The organism is uncultured Nostoc sp. (genome assembly GCF_964247315.1).
In the GTDB taxonomy this organism is placed as follows: Bacteria; Cyanobacteriota; Cyanobacteriia; order Cyanobacteriales; family Nostocaceae; genus Nostoc.
In genome coordinates this window covers 31,218-50,635 of sequence record NZ_CAXTTT010000014.1, presented here as the reverse complement: position 1 = coordinate 50,635, position 19,418 = coordinate 31,218, and the positions used below count along the sequence as shown (strand labels likewise).

The window sequence follows — 19,418 nt, the reverse complement described above, 5'->3', positions numbered from 1 at the left end:
GTCAATTGTGGTTAAGGTCTAAGCAGTGAAAAACTGCCAAGGAATGTAAAAACTAAATTTACCGACACATACATCAAAACTATTGTTAAAATCCAAATAATTTTAAGTTAGAATTCCTACCCAACTCCTATGAGAGAAACTGTCCTAGAGGTTCGCAATCTCCAAGTTGAATTTCCCGGTGATGGCAATAACGTCAGAGCTTTGGATGGTATTTCCTTTGGGCTGCATCGAGGTGAAACTCTAGGAATAGTAGGAGAATCGGGGAGTGGTAAATCAGTGACAGCCCTAGCTGTGATGGGTTTGTTGCAAACTCCTGGTATAGTTACTGGCGGTGAAATCTGGTTTCGTCCGCAGGAGAATGGCAACCCCATCGATTTGGTAAAATTGCCTCCTGAGCAAATGCAGCTACACCGAGGTGGCGACATCGCCATGATTTTTCAAGAACCGATGAGTTCGCTCAATCCGGTTTATAACATCGGGTTTCAGCTAACAGAAGCGATTATGCGGCATCAAAATGTGTCAGCAACCCAAGCACGACAAATTGCGATCGCAGGTCTGCAAGAGGTAAAACTTCTACCTAGCGATGAAGAGATACAGCAGCAGTATATCGATTGGCATCAAACCAACAGCAATTCATCGAAACCAGAACCATCAAAGTTGGCAAAGTTGGTTAAAGAACACAAAGAAGCGATGCTGGAACGCTACCCTCATGAACTTTCTGGGGGTCAGTTGCAACGAGTGATGATTGCAATGGCAATTTCTTGCAACCCATTAATCTTAATTGCTGATGAACCAACCACAGCCTTGGATGTGACGGTGCAAGCGACTATTTTGGAGTTAATGCGGGAATTGCAGCAAAGCCGTGACATGGCAATGATTTTCATCACCCACGACTTGGGACTAATTTCAGAAATTGCTGACCAAGTAGCGGTAATGTATAAAGGCAAAGTTGTCGAATCTGGTACTTCTGAGCAAATTTTCAGCAATCCCCAGCATCCATATACTAAAGGCTTGATAGCTTGTCGCCCCACACTCAACCGCCGTCCCCAAAAATTACTCACCGTTTCTGACTACATGAGTGCAGAGGAGACATCAACGGGACAAGTAGTAATTCAGCCAAAAGAACCCATACAACCCACAGAAGTCACTACAGAAGAGATTGCTGCAAGATTGGCAAACTTCAATGAATTGGAACCCCTGCTGCAAATCCGCAACCTGAAAGTTGGTTTTCCAGTGCGCGGGGTCTTTGGTGGGACAAAACGTTACAATATGGCAGTTAATGGCGTTTCTTTTGATGTCAAACCAGGGGAAACAGTAGGTTTGGTGGGAGAATCTGGTTGCGGTAAAACTACCCTTGGCAGAACCTTGCTGCGCTTAATTGAACCGATGAGTGGTCAGATTATCTTTGAGAAACAAGATATTACTAGTCTCAAAGGAGAACGGTTGCAAAAACTGCGGCGGGAAATGCAAATAGTCTTCCAAAATCCTTTTAGTTCCCTCGATCCACGAATGAAGGTTGGGGACGCGGTGATGGAACCGTTGTTAATTCACGCTGTGGGTAAGACAAAACAACAACGACGCCAGCGAGTAGTCGAACTCTTAGAAAGGGTGGGGTTGAGTGCAGATGCAATTAACCGCTATCCTCATCAGTTTTCTGGCGGTCAACGCCAGCGAATTTGCATAGCCCGTTCTTTGGCGTTAAATCCTAAGTTTATCATCTGCGATGAATCAGTTTCAGCACTGGATGTTTCCGTACAGGCGCAGGTATTAAATCTTCTCAAAGAATTACAAGAAGACTTTCAGCTTACCTATATTTTTATTTCTCACGATTTAAGTGTAGTGAAATTTATGAGCGATCGCATTTTAGTCATGAATCGCGGTCAAATTGTTGAAGAAGGAACATCTGAAAGCATTTACCTGGAACCCAAAGAAGAATACACCCAAAAATTAATTGCTGCGATTCCGACTGGTAGTGCTGAACGGGTGCGAAATCGTCATCTGAAGGCTTTATAGAAAGTTAAAAAAGCGGTTGGAAACCACGTCTACACGAAGCAAAACCCACCTCTGTGGGTTAAAAAATTATTTTCAACAAATATTTGTGCAAACAAAGTTAATTACATCTGCAAGTCCAGACTGAGTTTTCAAATTAGTAAAAATAAAAGGTTTATCGCCACGCATTTTTTTAGCGTCTCGTTCCATCACGCTTAAATCTGCACCAACATAAGGTGCTAAATCTGTTTTGTTAATTACCAACAAATCAGACTTGGTAATACCGGGGCCACCTTTGCGAGGAATTTTATCACCAGCCGCAACATCGATTACGTAAATCGTTAAATCCACCAATTCTGGACTAAAAGTAGCAGCCAAATTATCACCGCCACTTTCCAAAAATACTAAATTCAAATCGATAAAACGTTCTTCTAATTGTTCAATTGCCGCCAAATTCATCGAAGCATCTTCGCGGATGGCAGTGTGAGGACAACCGCCAGTCTCTACACCCAAAATGCGATCGCTAGCCAACGCCTGAGAACGCACTAAAAACTGAGCATCCTCCTGAGTATAAATATCATTCGTCACCACCGCAATCTGATACTGCTCGCGCAACCCCTTACACAAAGCATCCACTAAAGCCGTCTTTCCCGAACCTACTGGCCCAGCAACCCCTACTCGAAATGCATTCATTGTCATTTGTTATTTGTCCTTTGTCCTTTGTCCTTTGTCATTTTTTCTTGGTACATGGTTATCGGGACTTAGTTTATGCCCAATGCCCAATGCCCAATACCCAATGACTAATTCCTAAACAACCTTGTATACTGCGTTTCATGCTGCATACTCGCCAGTGACAAACCCCAACTACAACAGGCGAGTTGATCGTCCTCCAACGTGAGAATTTCTAATGCCGCAGCACTGAGTAATGGTTGCAAATCTAGCAATAACTGCTGTCCTGCTGTTTGTCCAAGGGGGATAAGTTTTACGCCAGCAGTAATCAAATTACTTGCCCAAATGTGCAGATATCCCAGTAATGCGGCTTTGATGCTGATTTGCCAATGGGCAACGGCAATACCAAAAGCGATCGCATAATTGCACGGATTACCTACAGCATTGGCAATCGGCACAATCTGCGGTTCTAGTTTACCAAGTAATTGGATCAGCGATCGCCCCATCTGCCAACTAGAGGCGCGTAACTCTTCTGTTTCCCTAGCTGCGGATAACCACAGATTCCAACGGCATAGAGACTCAATATCACCTATTTTTGCAGATTGCTGCGCTCGTACCATCACCGCCGCCTCCAAGCGAATTGCCCCGTAGAGTAACTCTGCTTTTAGCCAATCTTTGAGATGTAACTGGTTAGCGATCGTACCATTTTCCACCAGCATTTCCAAACCTTCAGAATAACTATATGCTCCCACAGGTAAAGCGGGGCTAGCCAGCTGCAAAATACTCAAAAGATGGCTATTAGTGAGCATGATGATGTTGTCCATAAGCTCCTAATTCTGGCTGAAACGGTAAAATTTCCTCTTTAACTTCTAACCCCAATTGTTCCAACATCTGGCGTAAAACCGAGTCTGAGGACAAGCGTAAATAAGTCGGAGTAATTTCTACAGGTACATGGCGATTTCCCAGATGGTATGCCGCCCGTAATAATAAAAGTGGTGTTTGGGCAAAGGCAGTCAGCACGAGTTCTGGTTTGGCAGTAATTCTGATTAAACTGCTATGGGTTTGTTCTTGTAGAATATCGCCATCGTGTAATACAGTTCCTCTGGGTAAATGTAAAAATACAACCTTACCATCTTCCGTTTCAAAGCGATGACGAGTACGGGTGCGTTCTTCTGCTGTCAGCGTCAGAGTAAAAGTGACTGCGGTATCAGGGTTAGGTGGTTTAAATTGGGTAAATGTCAGCATACATTTTGCCTGATTTTCCGCTTTTCATTATGGTTCTAATTAAAACAGCATAGCTGCCTTGCCCGAAGGAAAGATAAAATCAAACAAAGAAAGGCAACGAGCCAAACGGGGACAATCATGAACCAAGCCATTGAGGGAGTACGTTGGACAATTCACGATTTAGAAGTTCTACCCGAAAATGAGTGGACGCGCTATGAAATTATTAATGGAGAACTCTTTGTGACTCGCACTCCTCATCGCCGTCATCAACAAGTTTGTGTGAAAATTGCTCGACAACTCGATGTTTGGTCAGATTCAAGTGGTTTAGGGGAAACAATTGTGGCTCCAGGAGTGATTTTTTCGCAAGCAGATAGCGTTATACCGGATGTAGTTTGGGTAAGTCGAGAACGACTGGCGCAAATTGAAGATGAAGCGGGACATTTGACAGGCGCACCAGAGTTAGTAGTAGAGGTTTTATCTCCTGGTAAACAAAACGAACTTCGAGACAAGGAAGCAAAATTAAAACTATATTCAGTTCAAGGCGTGCGTGAGTATTGGATTGTCGATCGCTTTAATAAACAAATCGAAGTTTATCGGCGAGAAAAAGCGCAGTTGGTTTTAGTTGCTACTTTGTTAAGTGATGATGAAATAACATCCCCACTTTTACCCGGATTTTGTTGTTCTATCAGTTTATTTTTTCCTGAATAATCGCAAATTCGAGAAAATTTCTGGAAACCTAACCGCTAGATTATAGATACTTACAAATATTGTATTGGGACTTGTCTTTCTAATTCGTAAAAAAATGCTTTTGGTAACAAAAAGGTTTAATTAACAACTTCACTCTGTAAATGGGCTACTAATTGGTAAGGTAAACCAAAAAGTTGCCCCTGCATTCAATGCACTGTTCACACCAATTTCGCCGCCGTGAGCATTGATGATTTGCTTACACAAATACAATCCCAATCCCAAACTTACAGAATTGCCGATACTTGCACCCCGAAAATAAAGGTCAAAAAGCCGATCGCTTTGTTGTTGACTAATTCCCACGCCGTTGTCATTAACAGTACAACAAATTTTGTCATCCTCACGAGTAGCGTTGATTGTCAAGACCAATCCAGGGGGATTATGTTTGAGGGCATTAACAATTAAGTTAGAAAAAACTCGCCATAGTTGCGTGGGTTCGGCATTCACTAATGGCAAGTCTGCGGACACCAGATTTGTCAAGGTTGCTTGATTTTGTGTCAGCAATGGCTCTAAATCAACGATCGCAGCTTCAATAACTGTCAGTAATTGTACGGTTTGACCTTGTAAAACAACACCTTGCACCTCACTGACATGAGTTTCCATCAACGAATTAATTAAGTTCAGTTGGCGATCGCTACTTTGAATCATCCGCTCTAAAATTGAGCGGGAAATTGAAATATTTTCCTCTGGACGGGCAAGCAAATTCTTCAGCACCATTAAAGTACCCAGCACTGGGTTGCGTAAGTCGTGGGAAACTGCATGGAAAAATACTCGTAGTTCTTCTTCAGTTTGCTTGCGCTGGGTAATGTCTTCAATCAAACCTTCGTAGTAAAGCAATTTTCCCTGTTCGTCGCGGACTGCGTAGGCTTTTTCTGAAATCCAGACAATACTCCCATCTCGGCGATAAATTTGGGACTCGAACTCGGAAACGCTGCCATATTTTTCCATCAGGCGCACAAATTCTGCCCGACGGTTCGGATCGACGTACAATTGTTCAATATCAGTGAAATTTGCTGTCACCTCGTCTACTAAAGAGTAGCCATAAATCCTGGCTAAAGCAGGATTTGCCGTAATGTAATGTCCATCGGGACTGCTTTGAAAAATCCCTTCAACGGCGTTTTCAAAAATGCTGCGATATTTAACTTCGGCAACCTTGAGTTTTTGGTAGGCAGATTCCAGTTCTTGACGGGCGAAAAATTCAGAACGTTGTAGGCGATCATACAGATAAACACCGATGTCACATATAGTACAAAACCAGAAAATGTATAAAATGAACGTTACATTATATATTCCTGGGTGGTCGGGGATTGGTGTTTTTAGCCCAAGTACTGTATTCACGCCAAAATAGTAAATCAGCACACTCACTTGAGTCAGCAAGTGAAGAATCCAGCAAACAGGCATCAGCACAGCTTGGCTCAAGAACAACAGCGACCAACCAATGGTATCGGGTAGCGCGAAACCACTAAGAGTTGCAAACAACTGCGATGCTAAACTAATTGACCAAGAAGATCCTAAAAATAACAAATCTGGACGATGACGACCTAATTTAGTTTTATGTAAGGCAAAGCAAATAATTAATGTTGCAAGCATTGTAACATTAATTACTAAGCGCTGAGTTCTCAGTACTTCTGGTAGTTGCTGCAACTCTGCAAAAGGAAAAAACAAGCTGTAAATGTCTCGTAAAGTAAAAGACAATAGACAAATCAGCGCCAGCCATAACCATAAACGTAATCTCTGCCACAAGAAACGATTACGCCAAGCTCTGTAAAGAGTAGTGATTTCATCTGTTGTTGGTGCAGAAAAGGTTTTTCTCCACCAGCTTTGCACTGTTGTAAATGGAGTAGCCATTAGCATCCGAGCAACTTTGCCCATACCTTGAGGGTGTTTCCCTTACTCAACATTGCTATAAATAACACCCTCTCATTTTTTGGTGATTTATGGGCGATTTGTTGCGGATGAAGTTGCTAAAGGTAGTGTAAACCAGAAAGTTAATCCACGCTTGCGGTTACTCATAACCCCAATTTCGCCGCCATGCGCCTTAATGACTTTCCGACAAAGATACATTTTTAAGCCAATGCTTGTAGAGCAGCAATCTTGAGGATCGCGGACATGGAGATCGAAAAGGCGATCGCACTCTACTTTACTCATTCCCACACCGTCATCTTGAATCTGAGTACGAATCATTTCTCCCTCAACGGTGGCACTCAGGGTAAAATTTAATCCTGGCGGATTATTGTGCAAGCTATGTGCGATCAAATGTGCCAAAACTTTCTGTAAGCAAGTCCCATCCGCCATTACTAACGGTAAATCGGCGGGAACCAAGTTCTTCTGAGTCGCTTGGTTTTGTGTCAGTATAGGCTGTAAGGAAGCGAATATTTCTTTCAGGAGATTGCTAAATTGCACGGGTTCGGGTTTAATTACTAGACCCTCTTTTTCAGCGGAATTAATTTCTAGCAATGAGTTAATCATTGCCAACTGGCGATCGTTGCCCTGAATCATCCGTTCGATGATTGAGCGAGATATTGGGATTGGGGATTGAGCATGGGGCATGGGGCATGGGGCATGGGAAAGAGGCAGAGGGGAAAGACTTGCTGTAATTTCCTCTCTACTCCCCTGCTCTCCTGCTCCCCTGCTCCCCTGCCCTTGATTTAACAAATTCTTTAATACCATCAAGTTACCCATCACTGAAGTTCGTAAATCGTGGGCAACTGTATGCAAAACAACATCTTTGACACGATGCAAATTTTCAACTTCTTGCATTTTCTGCTGCAACTGTGCTGTCCGTTCTTGGACTTGGTGTTCTAAATTAGTGTTGAGTTCTGCTAGCTTTTGGCATATCTGGCTTTGTTGAATAGCGATCGCTACCTGTTCTGACATCTGCTGTAACAAATCAATTTCTACTGGCTGCCAATGACGCGAACCTGAGCATTGATTGGCAATTAATGCGCCAAATAATTCGTTATTTAGCATAATTGGTACAGCCAAAGTCGCCTTCGTTTGGAATTTTCGATAATGTGCTTTTACTTTGGGAGATACTTCTATTTGAGTTATGTCTTCAACGACACGCACAAGATTATCTTTTAGTAAATTTCGTAATTCTTGTAAATAAGCTTCATCATTCGTAGACCAACCTGAGACTGATGGATATTTGGGATCTACTGATTCGGCAATAGTTCTGACTCCTAAATTGGCATTATTTAAACCAATGAAAACTCGATCTGCTTGGAGAAATTGCCTAACTTCCGTCACGGTGGTTTGGAGAATTTGCTCTAAGTTAAGCGAAGACCGAATTCGCACTAGGGTTTCTGCCAACAAGCGATCGCGTTGGGCACAAAAGCGTAATTGTGCTTCTACTTGTTTGCGTTCTGTGATGTCGTGATGCACTGCTAAAATGGCAGGAATACCATCCAAATCAATGACTTCGGCTGACAGCAAGGTTGTAGTTATCTCGCCAGATTTTTGCCGAAATTCAACTTCCAAGTTACGAGCGACTCCCGTGCTTTGTAACTCTTGCACTAAGTTTAAGCGATCGCGATCGTCTACCCAAAGATTTAACTCAAAAGAAGTTTTACCAATTGCCTCATCTCGCCCATAACCTGAAAGATTCACAAAACTGTCATTAACTTCGATAAAGCGTCCTTCTTGCAGCGTGCTAATCGTAATTGAATCGGGGCTGCAACTAAAAGCTTTCGCAAATTTTTGAGCAAGATTTTGTAAGGCGATTTCTCCTTGTTTACGCTCTGTGATATCTCGAACAATTGCTAGTACCTCATCTGTACCACTAACTACCAACCGCGCCTCATAATCTCTCATTCCCAAAGATGTTGGTAGTTGATATTCACAAGTTTGCAAAATTCCAGAATCTAAAGTTTTAGCGATCGCTACTTGGCTAATGGCCGCAACATCACTCGGCAATAACTCTTGCAAATTTTTTCCAACTATTTCTTCTCTCAATAAAGTGATATTTGCTCCCTCACTTTTCAAATCTAGATACTCGCCATCGCGGCTGATGCGAAACATCAAATCGGGGATAGCATCTAAAATTGCTTTATACCGTGCCTCACTTTCTTGCAATTTTTCTTGGGCTTGTTTTCGGTCTGTAATATCTATAACCAAGCCATGCCAAAGAAAATCACCTGCTGCTTGTAATTCGGGTTGCAAAGTACCTTGAATCCATTTAAGTTTGCCACTAGGCGTAACAATCCGACTTTCCCAATGCCAAGGTGTAAGAGTATTACGACAAACAGTAATAGATTCTGTAAAAGCTTTTATATCCTGTGGATGAATCAGTTTGCATAACACCTGAAAGTCTGCCTGTACAGCCTCTGGTTCTAATTCATACAAATATTTACAACCAGAACTAATATAAGGGATAAGTACAGAACCATCCTGTCGTTGCAGAATTTGGAAAATCATCCCCGGTAAATTGGCAGCAATTGTTTCCAACAGAGTGATTTTCTCTGGTGGAAAATCTGGTTTTTGCAGTGATTTTACAATTTCATCCACTCTTAGACCCTTTGATATATAAGCAATTGGCATAATATTCAAGGTAATCATAGCCATTGTAAAAGTTTTTAGCTCTCAGCGCGTAGGCGTAGCCCGTCGTAGACATCGCTAACAACAAAAAAATGGCTCTACTTTCAGAGTAGTTCCGGATGCTGCGATCGCATTCACCCAATCGGGTGAACCATTTGTCAAAGATGTCAAAGAGGCAATCAGTTCAGCACTTTAGTTTTTACTACAAGTTTATTTACTTAGGATATTTGACTTGACAGACTACTAAAATAGATATATTACTTCCAGTTAAACTGATCGCATGAATATTACCACCGTCAGTTTACCTCCAACCCTCGAATTAAATATCGACTTGACTGACGAGCAATTTTTTCAGCTTTGTCAAAATAATCGAGACTTAAAGTTTGAGCGGACAGCTTCAGGGGAATTAATTATTATGCCACCTACGGGGAGTAGTACTAGCGATCGTAATGCCGATTTAACTTATCAATTAAGAGTTTGGAGTCGTCAAAATAAGCTAGGTAAATCTTTTGACTCTTCTGGTGGTTTCAAACTTCCTAACGGTGCAGAACGTTCTCCAGATGCTTCCTGGGTGAAAATGGAACGGTGGAATGCTTTAAGTGAAGCAGAAAAAGAAAGATTTGCTCCTTTGTGTCCCGATTTTGTGGTTGAGTTAATGTCTCCAAGTGATTCTTTAGAAAAAACGCGAGCCAAAATGAGGGAATATATCGAGAATGGCGCCAGATTAGGCTGGTTAATTAATAGAAGAGAGCAACAGGTAGAAATTTCTTGTTTTAATCGAGAAGTTGAGATTTTACAAAGTCCTAAAACTCTATTGGGAGAAGATGTTTTGCCAGGATTTGTTTTAGATTTGGCAGAAATTTGGTGAGTAATTGCCTACCCTGAATCATTCGTAATAAACAAGAAACCCGACAAATTTTACGAAGCCGGGGAGCTGCGGCTTGCAATTATCACAAACAAAATAGGATTAGTAGACTACAAAATTATGATAATTTAATTTCACGAATACCCCAGATCAGTAATTCCAAAAACTGTTTGAGAACTCAACTAATTGGCAATTATCCTGAATCAAGTAAATACCACCACTCATAAAAACTCCGTTGTGTTGACCTAATTTAAGGTTCTTGATTTCATCGAGTAGTGAACACCCATTCAGCGAGTTGGTACATTAAAAAATTGAGGTAATCAACTTTGATCGCAACAATAAGATAGAAAATAGTTTATCGATACATCTAATCTAGTTTTACCTAAAGGCAAAAACTAATAATGGGCACTTGAAAGTGAGATGCTTTGCAATAAATTCTAGGAGACATGAATGCAATTACAACAGACACAACTTTTAGAAGAAACACAATGGGAAGCAGTTCTCAATCGAGATTACACTTTTGAAGGCAAGTTTTTCTATGGTGTTCGCTCTACAGGCATTTATTGCCGACCTATTTGCCCTAGTCGCAGACCGAATCGCAATCAAGTTTGTTTTTTACAGTCGGTACAAGAGGCTGAAATTGCAGGTTTTCGACCTTGTAAGCGCTGTCAGCCACAATCTGAAACGGTTCCAAATACAGCCAAAATCTTAGCAGTATGTCGATATATTGAAGCACAAGTTGACCACATCCCAACCCTCTCGGAATTATGCTCTCAGGTAGAAATGAGTCCCAGTTATCTACAAAGAATATTCAAGCAAATAATTGGTGTATCGCCTTTTCAATATGCAGATGCACTGCGTAGCCAGCGATTGAAACAGCGTCTTCAGTCGGGGGAAGAAATTGCTGATGCAGTTTACGATACGGGGTACGGTTCAAGTAGTCAACTCTATGAGAAAGCACCTAAACAACTGGGAATGACACCAAAGACTTACCAACAAGCTGGAAAAACAATCAGCATTGTCTATGCGATCGCTCCATGTCCATTAGGATATTTGCTTGTGGCAACAACAGAGAAGGGTATCTGCGCCGTAAAATTAGGTGATGAAGCAGACAAGCTCGAACACATTTTGAAACAAGAATTTCACCAAGCGCAGATCGTGCATGACGATCGCACACACAAAGACTGGATACAAGCAATCCTCGACTTGATTGCAGGAGGCGAAACACATCTTGATTTACCACTTGATATCCGTGGGACAGCATTTCAGAAACAGGTTTGGCAAGCATTACAAAAAATTCCTTATGGCGAAACTTGCACTTACACTGATATTGCCCGTAATATTGCCAAACCCCAAGCAGTCCGAGCTGTAGGTAATGCTTGTGGCGCTAATCCGATCGCGCTGATTGTACCATGTCATCGAGTGCTGCGGAGTGATGGCAGTCTTGGTGGTTATCACTGGGGAATTGAGCGCAAACAAAAACTGCTTACACAAGAATCAGAACGCACCGCGCGGGATTAGAATTCTTCCTTACTCGCCAATCCTTTTTCCAAAGATGACTCAAACACCTGAACTAGAATCGTTGACTGAAGAAAGTTTGACCCGTGGTTTAATGATGCTTGCCAACCTTGATAGCGATTTGGCTCGGATTGTAGAGACACTAGGGCCTCCACCAATATGGTCAAGAGAAGCGGGTTTTGCAACACTGTTGTGCATAATTCTGGAACAGCAAGTTTCCGTAGCAGCTGCAAGGGCTGTATTTAAACGTCTATGTGAGGTTGTAACTCTGACGCCAGAAAACTTTTTGATATTGGATGATGTTCAATTAAGAGGAATTGGATTCAGTCGGCAAAAGATTCTATACTGTCGTGGATTGGCTCAGGCGATCGCAACTGGTCAGCTTGACCTCAGCAAACTTCAAACAATGGACGAAACTACTATCAGAACTGAGTTAAAGCGTCTCAAAGGGATCGGAGACTGGACAGTTGATATTTACTTGCTCATGGCGCTGCAACGTCCTGATGTCTTTCCTAAAGGCGATTTAGCGATCGCGATCGCTTTACAAAAACTCAAAAACTTGGCAACGCGTCCAACACCAGTGCAACTAGAAGAAATGACACAGCACTGGCGACCGTGGCGAGCAGTTGCGGCAAGACTTTTATGGCATTATTACCTAAGTAATCCCAAATAATTACTCTTTCTTGGCGCACTTGGTGAACCAGCGCTGTAGGCGGGTTTCCCGCCGTAGGCGACTGGTGAACCCGAAGGGCGGCTCGGATCAGAAATATAAACTAAATGGCAGAAAATCAATTAAACTTAATACCAGAAAAGTCGGGAAAAACTTCAAATATACTGCCGATAATCATAGTAATAGTTGCATTATTTGCTTTATCTTCAACAGCAATATTTATTAAAATTGCTGTTAGAGAAATGAGCGCTGTTGCGACATTCTTTAATCGTTTATGGATAGCGGCTATTATCTTTGGTTTATGGAGTGGAATTAACCAAGCACGGACTAAAATTACAGATGATGAACCTGTATTACCACAGCAGCCTTACCCAATCAAAGAGATCGCGTTTTTAATCGCAGTGGGTTTAGTTCATGTATTAGGGCGATTATCTTGGACTTGGTCGCTAACTCAGACTAGTACTGCTAATGCTAATGCCTTAGGTTGCCTCAATCCGCTATTTACTACTTTAGGAGGATGGCTATTTTTTAATCAAATTTTTGGGCGCAAATTTATCATCGGTCTAATCTTAGCCATAATCGGTGCGATCGCTGTCGGATTTGAAGATTTATTGCATTCTAATAATAATATTACAGGTGATGCTGTTGCCCTCATATCATCGATATTTTATGCAGCAAACTTTTTACTTATTGAGCAGATCCGCAATAAGTTTTCAGTTATCACCATACTCCTGTGGCGTTGTGTAATTGCAACTTCATTGATGATACCAGTTGTGCTAATCTTTGAAAAACAAGTTTTTCCAGTTACTTTGTCGGGGTGGTTAGTAGTATTTGCGCTAGCTGCTATTTGCGAAGCCTTGGGTCATGGGCTAATTATATACAGCCTGAAAAATTTTTCATCAGGATTTATCTCTTTATTCTTACTACTCAATCCAGTGATTGTTGCTATTCTTGCTTGGATACTTTTCTCGGAAAAATTGAGTATTTTTAACTTGTTAGGTTTGGTTCTAATTTTAGCGGGTATATATCTAGCAATTTCTAATAAAGAATCTGTGCAATCTAAAGTTAATACCCATATCCAATCTCCAGCAGAAAGTGAATCTTAACGAGTTCGTAGTCAGGACTTTAGCTCTGATTTTCTCAGCACTAAAGTGCTTACTACAAACTCTTAAAATAAGTCTGTAGTCTTTTATGGCACTACTACTTGAGTAATGCCAATGGTAAGTCGGTTACAGTTTACCCGTAAAAACCCTTTGAGCCGGGCCTGTCATGTAAACCCGTTGGTCTACTTCTGACCATTCAATTTGCAAGGGGCCACCAGGTAATTCTACAGTCGCAGTGCGATCGCATTTCCCAGTTAGTACACCAGCTACCAAGGAAGCACAAGCACCAGTACCACAAGCTAATGTAATCCCAGCACCCCGTTCCCATACCCGCATTTTCAAATAGTCACGGCGCACTACTTGAATAAATTCGGTATTTATGCGTTGAGGGAAAACTGGGTGATGCTCAAATTTTGGGCCGATGGTTTCTAGTTCAATTGCTGCGACATCTTCCACAAAGGTAATGCAGTGAGGATTTCCCATATTTACACAGGTGACATCCCAAGTTTTCCCCGCTACCTCTAAAGGCTGAGAAATGACTTTTTCTTGGACGGGTGCAAGATTAGTCGGAATTTCGCTAGCGAGTAACCTGGGTAAACCCATGTCTACTTTAACTTGACCATTAGATAAGAGTTGGGGAGTCATTACACCACCCAAAGTATGAATGCGATATGAGTCTTGATTCCGGGATTCCCCTTCTAAGTCTGCTAAAAAGCCAGCTAAACAGCGAATACCATTGCCACACATTTCTGGTTCAGAACCATCGGAATTAAAAATTCGCATGGTGTAGTCAGTGTCATTTTCTCCAGGAAGGGCAAAAATTACACCATCAGCACCGATACCAAAGTGGCGATCGCACAACTCGATGGCTTGCTCTGGAGTCACTACAGGCAATGATGACGAGCGATTGTCAATCAAAATAAAGTCGTTGCCTAGACCATGATACTTAGTAAATTCGATTGCCATTTCTTCAAGGATGAATTATCAAGGATTAGTTACTCTTTATTTTGCCTTGTAGGTTCATCTTTACTAAAAATGCTTACCGAATTTGACACCACTTTACCCAGTATTAGACAAGTCCAAAACCTAATTAAACAAACAACGCCAGTAGAATTAAAGCTGCTGACTGGTGATGTACTCACAGGAAGGGTTTTATGGCAAGATCCACAGTGTATCTGTATTGCTGATGAAAACAGTCAGCAAATCACCGTTTGGAAACAAGCGATCGCCTACATCAAGCCGAAAGTGAGTTAAAAGTGAGGCAGAAACATCACAAGCGATCGCTTCACTCGAATTAAAAATTCAAGCCCACGGCTTAAGCTGTGGGTTTGGAATAAAGACGCCTCACATTTCAGAGCAATTCTTTATTTATTGTGAGATACAAGCCCACAACTAAAGTTATCTATTTAATTTTTAATTTGAGATTTTGAATTGTTTTGTCAATAGACTATAAATTCTTCACCACCATAACGAGCTAGTAGATCGGTAGGACGCTTTAATACAGATTGTGCTGCATGAGCAACTTGTATTAAGCATTCATCCCCAGCTAGATGTCCATAAGAATCGTTATAATCCTTGAAATAGTCAATATCAAATATAATTAAAGATAAATAATTTCCATTTAGTCTTAGTCGATTCCATTCCTGGTCTAAAACCTGATCGAAACAATGACGGTTGGCGATTTGGGTTAGAGCATCTAGCTTACTAAGTTTTTCTAGCTGAGAATTTGCTAGTTCTAAAGCATGGTTTGCTTGAGCAAGTTGATTAGCTTGAGAGCGGAATTGCTCTAATAATTCAGAATGTTCTAAAGCGACATTAAACTGAGCAGCTAACTGATAGATAAATTGAATTTCCGACTTTTTCCACTGGCGTGAACAATCGCACTGATGAACACATAGTAATCCCCATTAAGTTTTTCCTTTCATTAGAGGTGCAACAATTTGTGCCTTGATTTGAAATTGCTCTAACAGGTGAATGTGGCAATCCTTTAGCCCAGCTTGATAAATATCTGATACTACCTGTATACGCCCTTGGTGATAAGCAACTGCATATTTTTCACCAAAACAATCATCCTTTACCTTGATGGCGATCGTAGAATCGAAGTCAGGCAATACATTCTCAGAGACAAATTCCCCACAGGTATAGTTCGATTCCGGGTGAAATCGAAAGATACTGACGCGATCGCTACGGAGAGCCTTACGAATTTCTCGTACAGTAGTCTTAAACAAGGTGTCTAAATTCAGAGATTCACGAATTTCAGCAACTAAATTAAACAGAATATCCTGTTGCTGATTCGCTTTATACAGTTCTGCTGCTTTTTGTTCTGCTTGAGCTAAAAATTCTGCTTGTTTAACTGCAAATCCTAACTGTGTTGCAATCTGAGATAGAAACTGAATTTCTAATTTTTTCCATTCATGTGGCTGTGAGTGCTGATAAGCAGCAAGCACTCCCCATAGTTTTTTTCCAACAAAAATTGATGCAGTTGCATAAGCTCGAATATGGAACTGTTCTAAAATTTCTAAATGGCATTGAGACAAGCCTGCTGCATAGACATCTGAAACAACTAAAGTTTCATTATTACGATACCGTCCTCCTTGATGTTGTTGTAAATAAGAGTCATTCCAAACTGTATTTTTTCCTAATGTCTCTACATCATCCCATCCAGTCTCTGCAAACTCAAAGTCGCTGACAAATTCTCCACCCCAGTTTTCATAGAAACGATAAACAGCAATCCGCTCGACGCGGAGTAACTTGCAAGTTTCCTTAGTGGTTGTACGAAAAATTGTTTCTAACTCAAAAGAAGCTCGGATTTTGCTAATAACTCGGTAAAGCGCCCTTTCTTGCTCTGCTAGCTGCTGAATTTGAACTTGTTTATCATGCAGTTGAGCTTCTAAATTACTAACACTAGGCTGTCCTAAAAGCTTACAGAGTAGATTAGCAGATACTTTCGTAATAATACGTAAACTTGTGTACAACATTGTAAGTATAGTTTCAGTAATATTTAGAGATGAAAATAGACAGCTACAACGCCTGTAAAACCTAATTTTTCGTAGTTTATAGCCATTATCGCGCAAAGAAGTTTCGTGGTCGCTTCTCTCCATCTGACTTTTGCCGTTAAGTCTTAAAAAGCTTGCTCACATCACAAGGTATTTTGGATAAAGCACAGTATTATACAGTACAGTAATTCTCATTATCGCCAAAGTATCTAATAACTTAAAATAGAAGATAAAAAAGTATTGTAAAGACAGAATAAATTTGTAAAAAGTAAAGCTCAATTCTTAGATAAATTCAGTTATCAAACAAGATAATCAAATTCAGTAGACCGAAAACTTCTGCGATTGAAAAAGATCAAGCAGATGACCCCATCAAGTACTTTCTGTAAAAGAGAATCAAAATTTTAGAGTTGTTAAAGTCAAGAGATCGCCAGTATCCAAGATTGATTTAGCCCATTTTCCCGCACCAACTTGACAATAGAATTACCTTAAGATATCGCGGATGGGCTGTTAGGCTGCAAATTGCTCAATCGATTGATGATGTTCGCATCAGAGACAACATCTTGGAACTTGGTATTATCAGTAACATTATCCTAGAAGAATATGATAAAGCACTCCAGATAGCCAAGTCACTACCATCCCAAAGGCGCGATCGCGTCTTATTGAGCCACTTACTTGTGCCAGTCGATTATCAACTAGGGGAGTCTTAAAGTTTAATCAGTCACACTATCCGCAGGTAAAAACTCTTTGAGCGCTTCTGCCTCACCAGCTTTCGCCATTGGGATCGAAAGGGGTACTGAACTAGCGATCGCAAATAACTGTTCTAGTTGACTCAAACCTGTCAAGCCACCACATAATAATACTTGGTCGCCGATTCGCAAGTCCATGCCGCCATCGGGATAGCGAATAAATTTACCATCACGCCGGATCGCCTGTACCTGTACTCCATACTGCTTACCGATCTCTAAATCTTTAAGAGTTTTACCTAGTGTTGGCGCATCTGCATTAACTGTAACCCACTGGCAAGCACTATTTTCTCCAGGAACAACAGCTTGTCCTTTAGCTAATTCTGCTAAAGCCGCTAGTTCTTCATCTGCTCCCACCACCAGCAAGCGATCGCCTTCTGCCAATTTGGTTTGATTATTAGGATAATCGATTTCATCTCCTTCAGCGCGGCGAATTGCCATCAAACTCACTCCTGTTAAATAGCGCATATCCGCTTCTTCTAAGCTCATGCCAATTAAGGGCGAATTAGATGGTAAAGGATACCAGCGCTGATTTAAATCGCGGGTTGCTTGGCGCAAATCACGAGCAACTTCAGTTGCAGAACGCTCTGGCCGCAAATCTAAATAATGATCGTTGCGGATTTGCTGCATTTCTCGTTGTACCACAGCTGACGACAACAAACCTAAGCCAGTTAATAAATGAGTTGCCATTTCTAAGCTGGTTTCAAACTCTGGTTGCACAACTTCCCTCGCTCCCAATTGATACAGCACCTCAATATTTTTATCCTGGTTAGCACGGACAACCAAATCTAACTCTGGGCACAATTCCAAAGCGCGTTTCAAACAAAGACGGCTACTCATGGGGTCTGGGAGTGCGATCGCCATTTTTTTAGCATGATTCACCCCAGCAGTTTCCAGAACGTGTAAACTCACGCAATTGCCATAGACATAAGACACCCCAGCCTCACGTAACTGCTGAATTCTACTCTCCGATTGGTCGATTACCACCACAGGTAGGTCGTGTTGCAGCAACAACTTTACTAAATTTTTGCCGACTTGCCCATAGCCACAAACTACCACATGGTCTTTGAAGGGCAAATCTTCCGACACATCCCGCGCCTCTTGTTCTTCTAAATACGGTTTCAACCAGGGCATTGATTCAGCAAAGTTAAATAAAAATGGCACTAACCGCAGGACAAAAGGAGTCAGCATGAGAGTGACTGCGGTGGTTCCCAAAATTAATAAGTATATTTGTCGGGATACTAGCCCTAAAGACTGCCCTTCACTAGCGAGAACAAAGGAAAATTCCCCAATTTGCGCCAATCCCAAACCGGCGATTATGGCTGTTTTCAAAGGATACCGGAACAGTTTCACTAAGGGCGTGATAATCAAAAATTTACCGACGAAAACTATTGCCACCAACCCCAAAATCAATTCTAGGTTGTTCCACAAAAACACTGGGTCAATTAACATCCCAATAGCGGCAAAAAACAAACTGGCAAAGATATCTCGCAGTGGTTCGACATAAGTCAGGGTTTGATCGGCGTACTCCACCTCAGAAATCATCAAACCCGCGACAAATGCGCCCATCTCAATGGATAGCCCCAAATGCTCTGTCAACAGAGCAATGCCCAAACACAGGGCTACAACCCCTAATAAAAATAGTTCTTTACTTTCAGTACGGGCTAGCAGTTGCAACAAAGGCGGTATCAGCCAAATCCCCGCAGCTACCGCCCCAGCTGCAAATAAACCAATGGAAGCTAGCGCTGTGAGGACGGCGATGCCAATAGTTTCTGCTGGTTGGTTGAGGGCTGGTAAGACTGCTAACATTAGTCCCAGTGCCAAGTCCTGGACTACCAAAATCCCTAGCATCACTTGCCCGTGGGGCGTTTCTGTTTCGTTGCGCTCCATCAAGCATTTGAGGACAACCGCCGTGGAAGACAGGGACAGAATACACCCCAAAAACATCCCCTTCGCAGGTAAGGCTCCCCAAGCTCCGCTTAACCCGCATACTAAAACCGTGACCAAAATCGTCAAAGCAATCTGGAGTCCACCTCCACCAAGAGCGATCGCTTTTACCTTCTTGAGTTCTGTAAAGGAAAATTCCACACCCAAGGCGAATAACAAAAAGGCGACTCCAAACTGTGCCAGAGTCTCTACTTGAATCAGTTCTTTAATCAATCCCAGTCCCGTTGGCCCAACGACTATCCCGCCAATGAGATACCCCAGCAGCACGGGTTGTTGCAAAAGTGCCGCGAATAGTCCACCACAGGCTGCAACGCCTAGAACTAAAACTAAATCAACAATTAACCGAAAATCTTCTTGCACCAGTTTTAAAAAAACTCTTAAGACCTATTAATTCAGGATACAAAGTTTTACGGT

At 41.7% G+C, this 19,418-nt stretch carries 16 protein-coding genes and 1 pseudogene; 8 read left to right on the top strand and 9 right to left on the bottom strand.

Annotated elements, in window-relative coordinates; all coding sequences use genetic code 11:
• Positions 1-129 precede the first annotated feature (129 nt).
• Positions 130-2,013, top strand: coding sequence for an ABC transporter ATP-binding protein (locus ACFE93_RS06795; protein WP_375472597.1), 1,884 nt, complete (start codon positions 130-132; stop codon positions 2,011-2,013).
• 72 nt (positions 2,014-2,085) lie between these two features.
• Here ACFE93_RS06795 and ureG read toward each other — a convergent pair whose 3' ends face one another.
• The 3 genes from ureG to ureE form a co-directional block, all read right to left on the bottom strand.
• Positions 2,086-2,682: an urease accessory protein UreG gene (gene ureG / locus ACFE93_RS06790; RefSeq protein WP_334826728.1), complete on the bottom strand. Its 597-nt coding sequence runs from the start codon at positions 2,680-2,682 to the stop codon at positions 2,086-2,088.
• A 107-nt stretch (positions 2,683-2,789) separates the two neighbouring features.
• A complete protein-coding gene (locus tag ACFE93_RS06785; RefSeq protein WP_375472596.1) occupies positions 2,790-3,482 on the bottom strand; it encodes an urease accessory protein UreF in 693 nt (230 codons plus the stop codon).
• Positions 3,457-3,903 carry an urease accessory protein UreE gene (gene ureE / locus ACFE93_RS06780; RefSeq protein WP_375472595.1) on the bottom strand — a complete coding sequence of 149 codons (447 nt, stop codon included), beginning with the start codon at positions 3,901-3,903 and terminating at the stop codon, positions 3,457-3,459. The genes ACFE93_RS06785 and ureE overlap by 26 nt, the downstream gene beginning before the upstream one ends.
• Before the next feature lie 117 nt (positions 3,904-4,020).
• Here ureE and ACFE93_RS06775 point away from each other — a divergent pair, with 117 nt between their 5' ends.
• The gene (locus ACFE93_RS06775; RefSeq protein ID WP_375472594.1) at positions 4,021-4,590 is read left to right on the top strand and encodes a Uma2 family endonuclease; all 570 of its coding nucleotides are present in this window, start codon (positions 4,021-4,023) and stop codon (positions 4,588-4,590) included.
• 129 nt (positions 4,591-4,719) lie between these two features.
• On the opposite strand, the gene ACFE93_RS06770 is transcribed toward ACFE93_RS06775, so the two are convergent.
• Positions 4,720-6,474 carry an ATP-binding protein gene (locus tag ACFE93_RS06770; protein ID WP_375472593.1) on the bottom strand — a complete coding sequence of 585 codons (1,755 nt, stop codon included), beginning with the start codon at positions 6,472-6,474 and terminating at the stop codon, positions 4,720-4,722.
• An 87-nt stretch (positions 6,475-6,561) separates the two neighbouring features.
• The gene (locus ACFE93_RS06765; protein ID WP_375472592.1) at positions 6,562-9,189 is read right to left on the bottom strand and encodes a PAS domain S-box protein; all 2,628 of its coding nucleotides are present in this window, start codon (positions 9,187-9,189) and stop codon (positions 6,562-6,564) included.
• Between the two features lie 253 nt (positions 9,190-9,442).
• On the opposite strand from ACFE93_RS06765, the gene ACFE93_RS06760 reads away from it, so the two are divergent.
• The 4 genes from ACFE93_RS06760 to ACFE93_RS06745 all read left to right on the top strand — a co-directional run bounded on the left by ACFE93_RS06760 (position 9,443) and on the right by ACFE93_RS06745 (position 13,321).
• The gene (locus ACFE93_RS06760) at positions 9,443-10,030 is read left to right on the top strand and encodes a Uma2 family endonuclease (RefSeq protein WP_375472591.1); all 588 of its coding nucleotides are present in this window, start codon (positions 9,443-9,445) and stop codon (positions 10,028-10,030) included.
• Positions 10,031-10,477: 447 nt separating this feature from the next.
• The gene (gene ada / locus ACFE93_RS06755; protein WP_375472590.1) at positions 10,478-11,548 is read left to right on the top strand and encodes a bifunctional DNA-binding transcriptional regulator/O6-methylguanine-DNA methyltransferase Ada; all 1,071 of its coding nucleotides are present in this window, start codon (positions 10,478-10,480) and stop codon (positions 11,546-11,548) included.
• 34 nt (positions 11,549-11,582) lie between these two features.
• Complete coding sequence (locus ACFE93_RS06750; RefSeq protein WP_375472589.1) at positions 11,583-12,218, top strand: DNA-3-methyladenine glycosylase family protein; 636 nt, start codon at positions 11,583-11,585, stop codon at positions 12,216-12,218.
• 104 nt (positions 12,219-12,322) lie between these two features.
• Positions 12,323-13,321 carry a DMT family transporter gene (locus ACFE93_RS06745; RefSeq protein ID WP_375472588.1) on the top strand — a complete coding sequence of 333 codons (999 nt, stop codon included), beginning with the start codon at positions 12,323-12,325 and terminating at the stop codon, positions 13,319-13,321.
• Positions 13,322-13,444: 123 nt separating this feature from the next.
• Here ACFE93_RS06745 and dapF read toward each other — a convergent pair whose 3' ends face one another.
• Positions 13,445-14,284 (bottom strand): diaminopimelate epimerase, encoded by an 840-nt coding sequence (gene dapF / locus ACFE93_RS06740; RefSeq protein WP_375472587.1) that lies wholly within the window; start codon positions 14,282-14,284, stop codon positions 13,445-13,447.
• Between the two features lie 69 nt (positions 14,285-14,353).
• On the opposite strand from dapF, the gene ACFE93_RS06735 reads away from it, so the two are divergent.
• Positions 14,354-14,572 (top strand): RNA-binding protein hfq, encoded by a 219-nt coding sequence (locus ACFE93_RS06735; RefSeq protein WP_375472586.1) that lies wholly within the window; start codon positions 14,354-14,356, stop codon positions 14,570-14,572.
• Between the two features lie 185 nt (positions 14,573-14,757).
• Here the strand turns inward: ACFE93_RS06735 and ACFE93_RS06730 are convergent, their stop codons facing one another.
• Together ACFE93_RS06730 and ACFE93_RS06725 are read right to left on the bottom strand one after the other, a co-directional pair.
• Positions 14,758-15,159 (bottom strand): diguanylate cyclase domain-containing protein, encoded by a 402-nt coding sequence (locus tag ACFE93_RS06730; protein ID WP_375472618.1) that lies wholly within the window; start codon positions 15,157-15,159, stop codon positions 14,758-14,760.
• Positions 15,136-16,296, bottom strand: a pseudogene (locus ACFE93_RS06725) (GAF domain-containing protein); the annotation flags it as partial. The pseudogene ACFE93_RS06725 and the gene ACFE93_RS06730, both read right to left, overlap by 24 nt.
• Before the next feature lie 578 nt (positions 16,297-16,874).
• On the opposite strand from ACFE93_RS06725, the gene ACFE93_RS06720 reads away from it, so the two are divergent.
• Positions 16,875-17,021, top strand: a complete 147-nt coding sequence (locus tag ACFE93_RS06720) for a hypothetical protein (RefSeq protein ID WP_375472585.1) — start codon at positions 16,875-16,877, stop codon at positions 17,019-17,021.
• 3 nt (positions 17,022-17,024) lie between these two features.
• On the opposite strand, the gene ACFE93_RS06715 is transcribed toward ACFE93_RS06720, so the two are convergent.
• Positions 17,025-19,364, bottom strand: a complete 2,340-nt coding sequence (locus tag ACFE93_RS06715; protein ID WP_375472584.1) for a cation:proton antiporter — start codon at positions 19,362-19,364, stop codon at positions 17,025-17,027.
• Between the last annotated feature and the right edge of the window lie 54 nt (positions 19,365-19,418).

What these genes read in the sequence shown, in the direction of transcription:
- ACFE93_RS06795 (WP_375472597.1), top strand. Translation starts at nt 130, where the DNA reads ATGAGAGAAACTGTCCTAGAGGTTCGCAATCTCCAAGTTGAATTTCCC.
- ureE (WP_375472595.1), bottom strand. Translation starts at nt 3,903, where the DNA reads ATGCTGACATTTACCCAATTTAAACCACCTAACCCTGATACCGCAGTC.
- ACFE93_RS06760 (WP_375472591.1), top strand. Translation starts at nt 9,443, where the DNA reads ATGAATATTACCACCGTCAGTTTACCTCCAACCCTCGAATTAAATATC.
- dapF (WP_375472587.1), bottom strand. Translation starts at nt 14,284, where the DNA reads ATGGCAATCGAATTTACTAAGTATCATGGTCTAGGCAACGACTTTATT.
- ACFE93_RS06765 (WP_375472592.1), bottom strand. Translation starts at nt 9,189, where the DNA reads ATGGCTATGATTACCTTGAATATTATGCCAATTGCTTATATATCAAAG.
- ada (WP_375472590.1), top strand. Translation starts at nt 10,478, where the DNA reads ATGCAATTACAACAGACACAACTTTTAGAAGAAACACAATGGGAAGCA.
- ACFE93_RS06750 (WP_375472589.1), top strand. Translation starts at nt 11,583, where the DNA reads ATGACTCAAACACCTGAACTAGAATCGTTGACTGAAGAAAGTTTGACC.
- ureG (WP_334826728.1), bottom strand. Translation starts at nt 2,682, where the DNA reads ATGAATGCATTTCGAGTAGGGGTTGCTGGGCCAGTAGGTTCGGGAAAG.
- ACFE93_RS06735 (WP_375472586.1), top strand. Translation starts at nt 14,354, where the DNA reads ATGCTTACCGAATTTGACACCACTTTACCCAGTATTAGACAAGTCCAA.
- ACFE93_RS06745 (WP_375472588.1), top strand. Translation starts at nt 12,323, where the DNA reads ATGGCAGAAAATCAATTAAACTTAATACCAGAAAAGTCGGGAAAAACT.
- ACFE93_RS06785 (WP_375472596.1), bottom strand. Translation starts at nt 3,482, where the DNA reads ATGGACAACATCATCATGCTCACTAATAGCCATCTTTTGAGTATTTTG.
- ACFE93_RS06770 (WP_375472593.1), bottom strand. Translation starts at nt 6,474, where the DNA reads ATGGCTACTCCATTTACAACAGTGCAAAGCTGGTGGAGAAAAACCTTT.
- ACFE93_RS06775 (WP_375472594.1), top strand. Translation starts at nt 4,021, where the DNA reads ATGAACCAAGCCATTGAGGGAGTACGTTGGACAATTCACGATTTAGAA.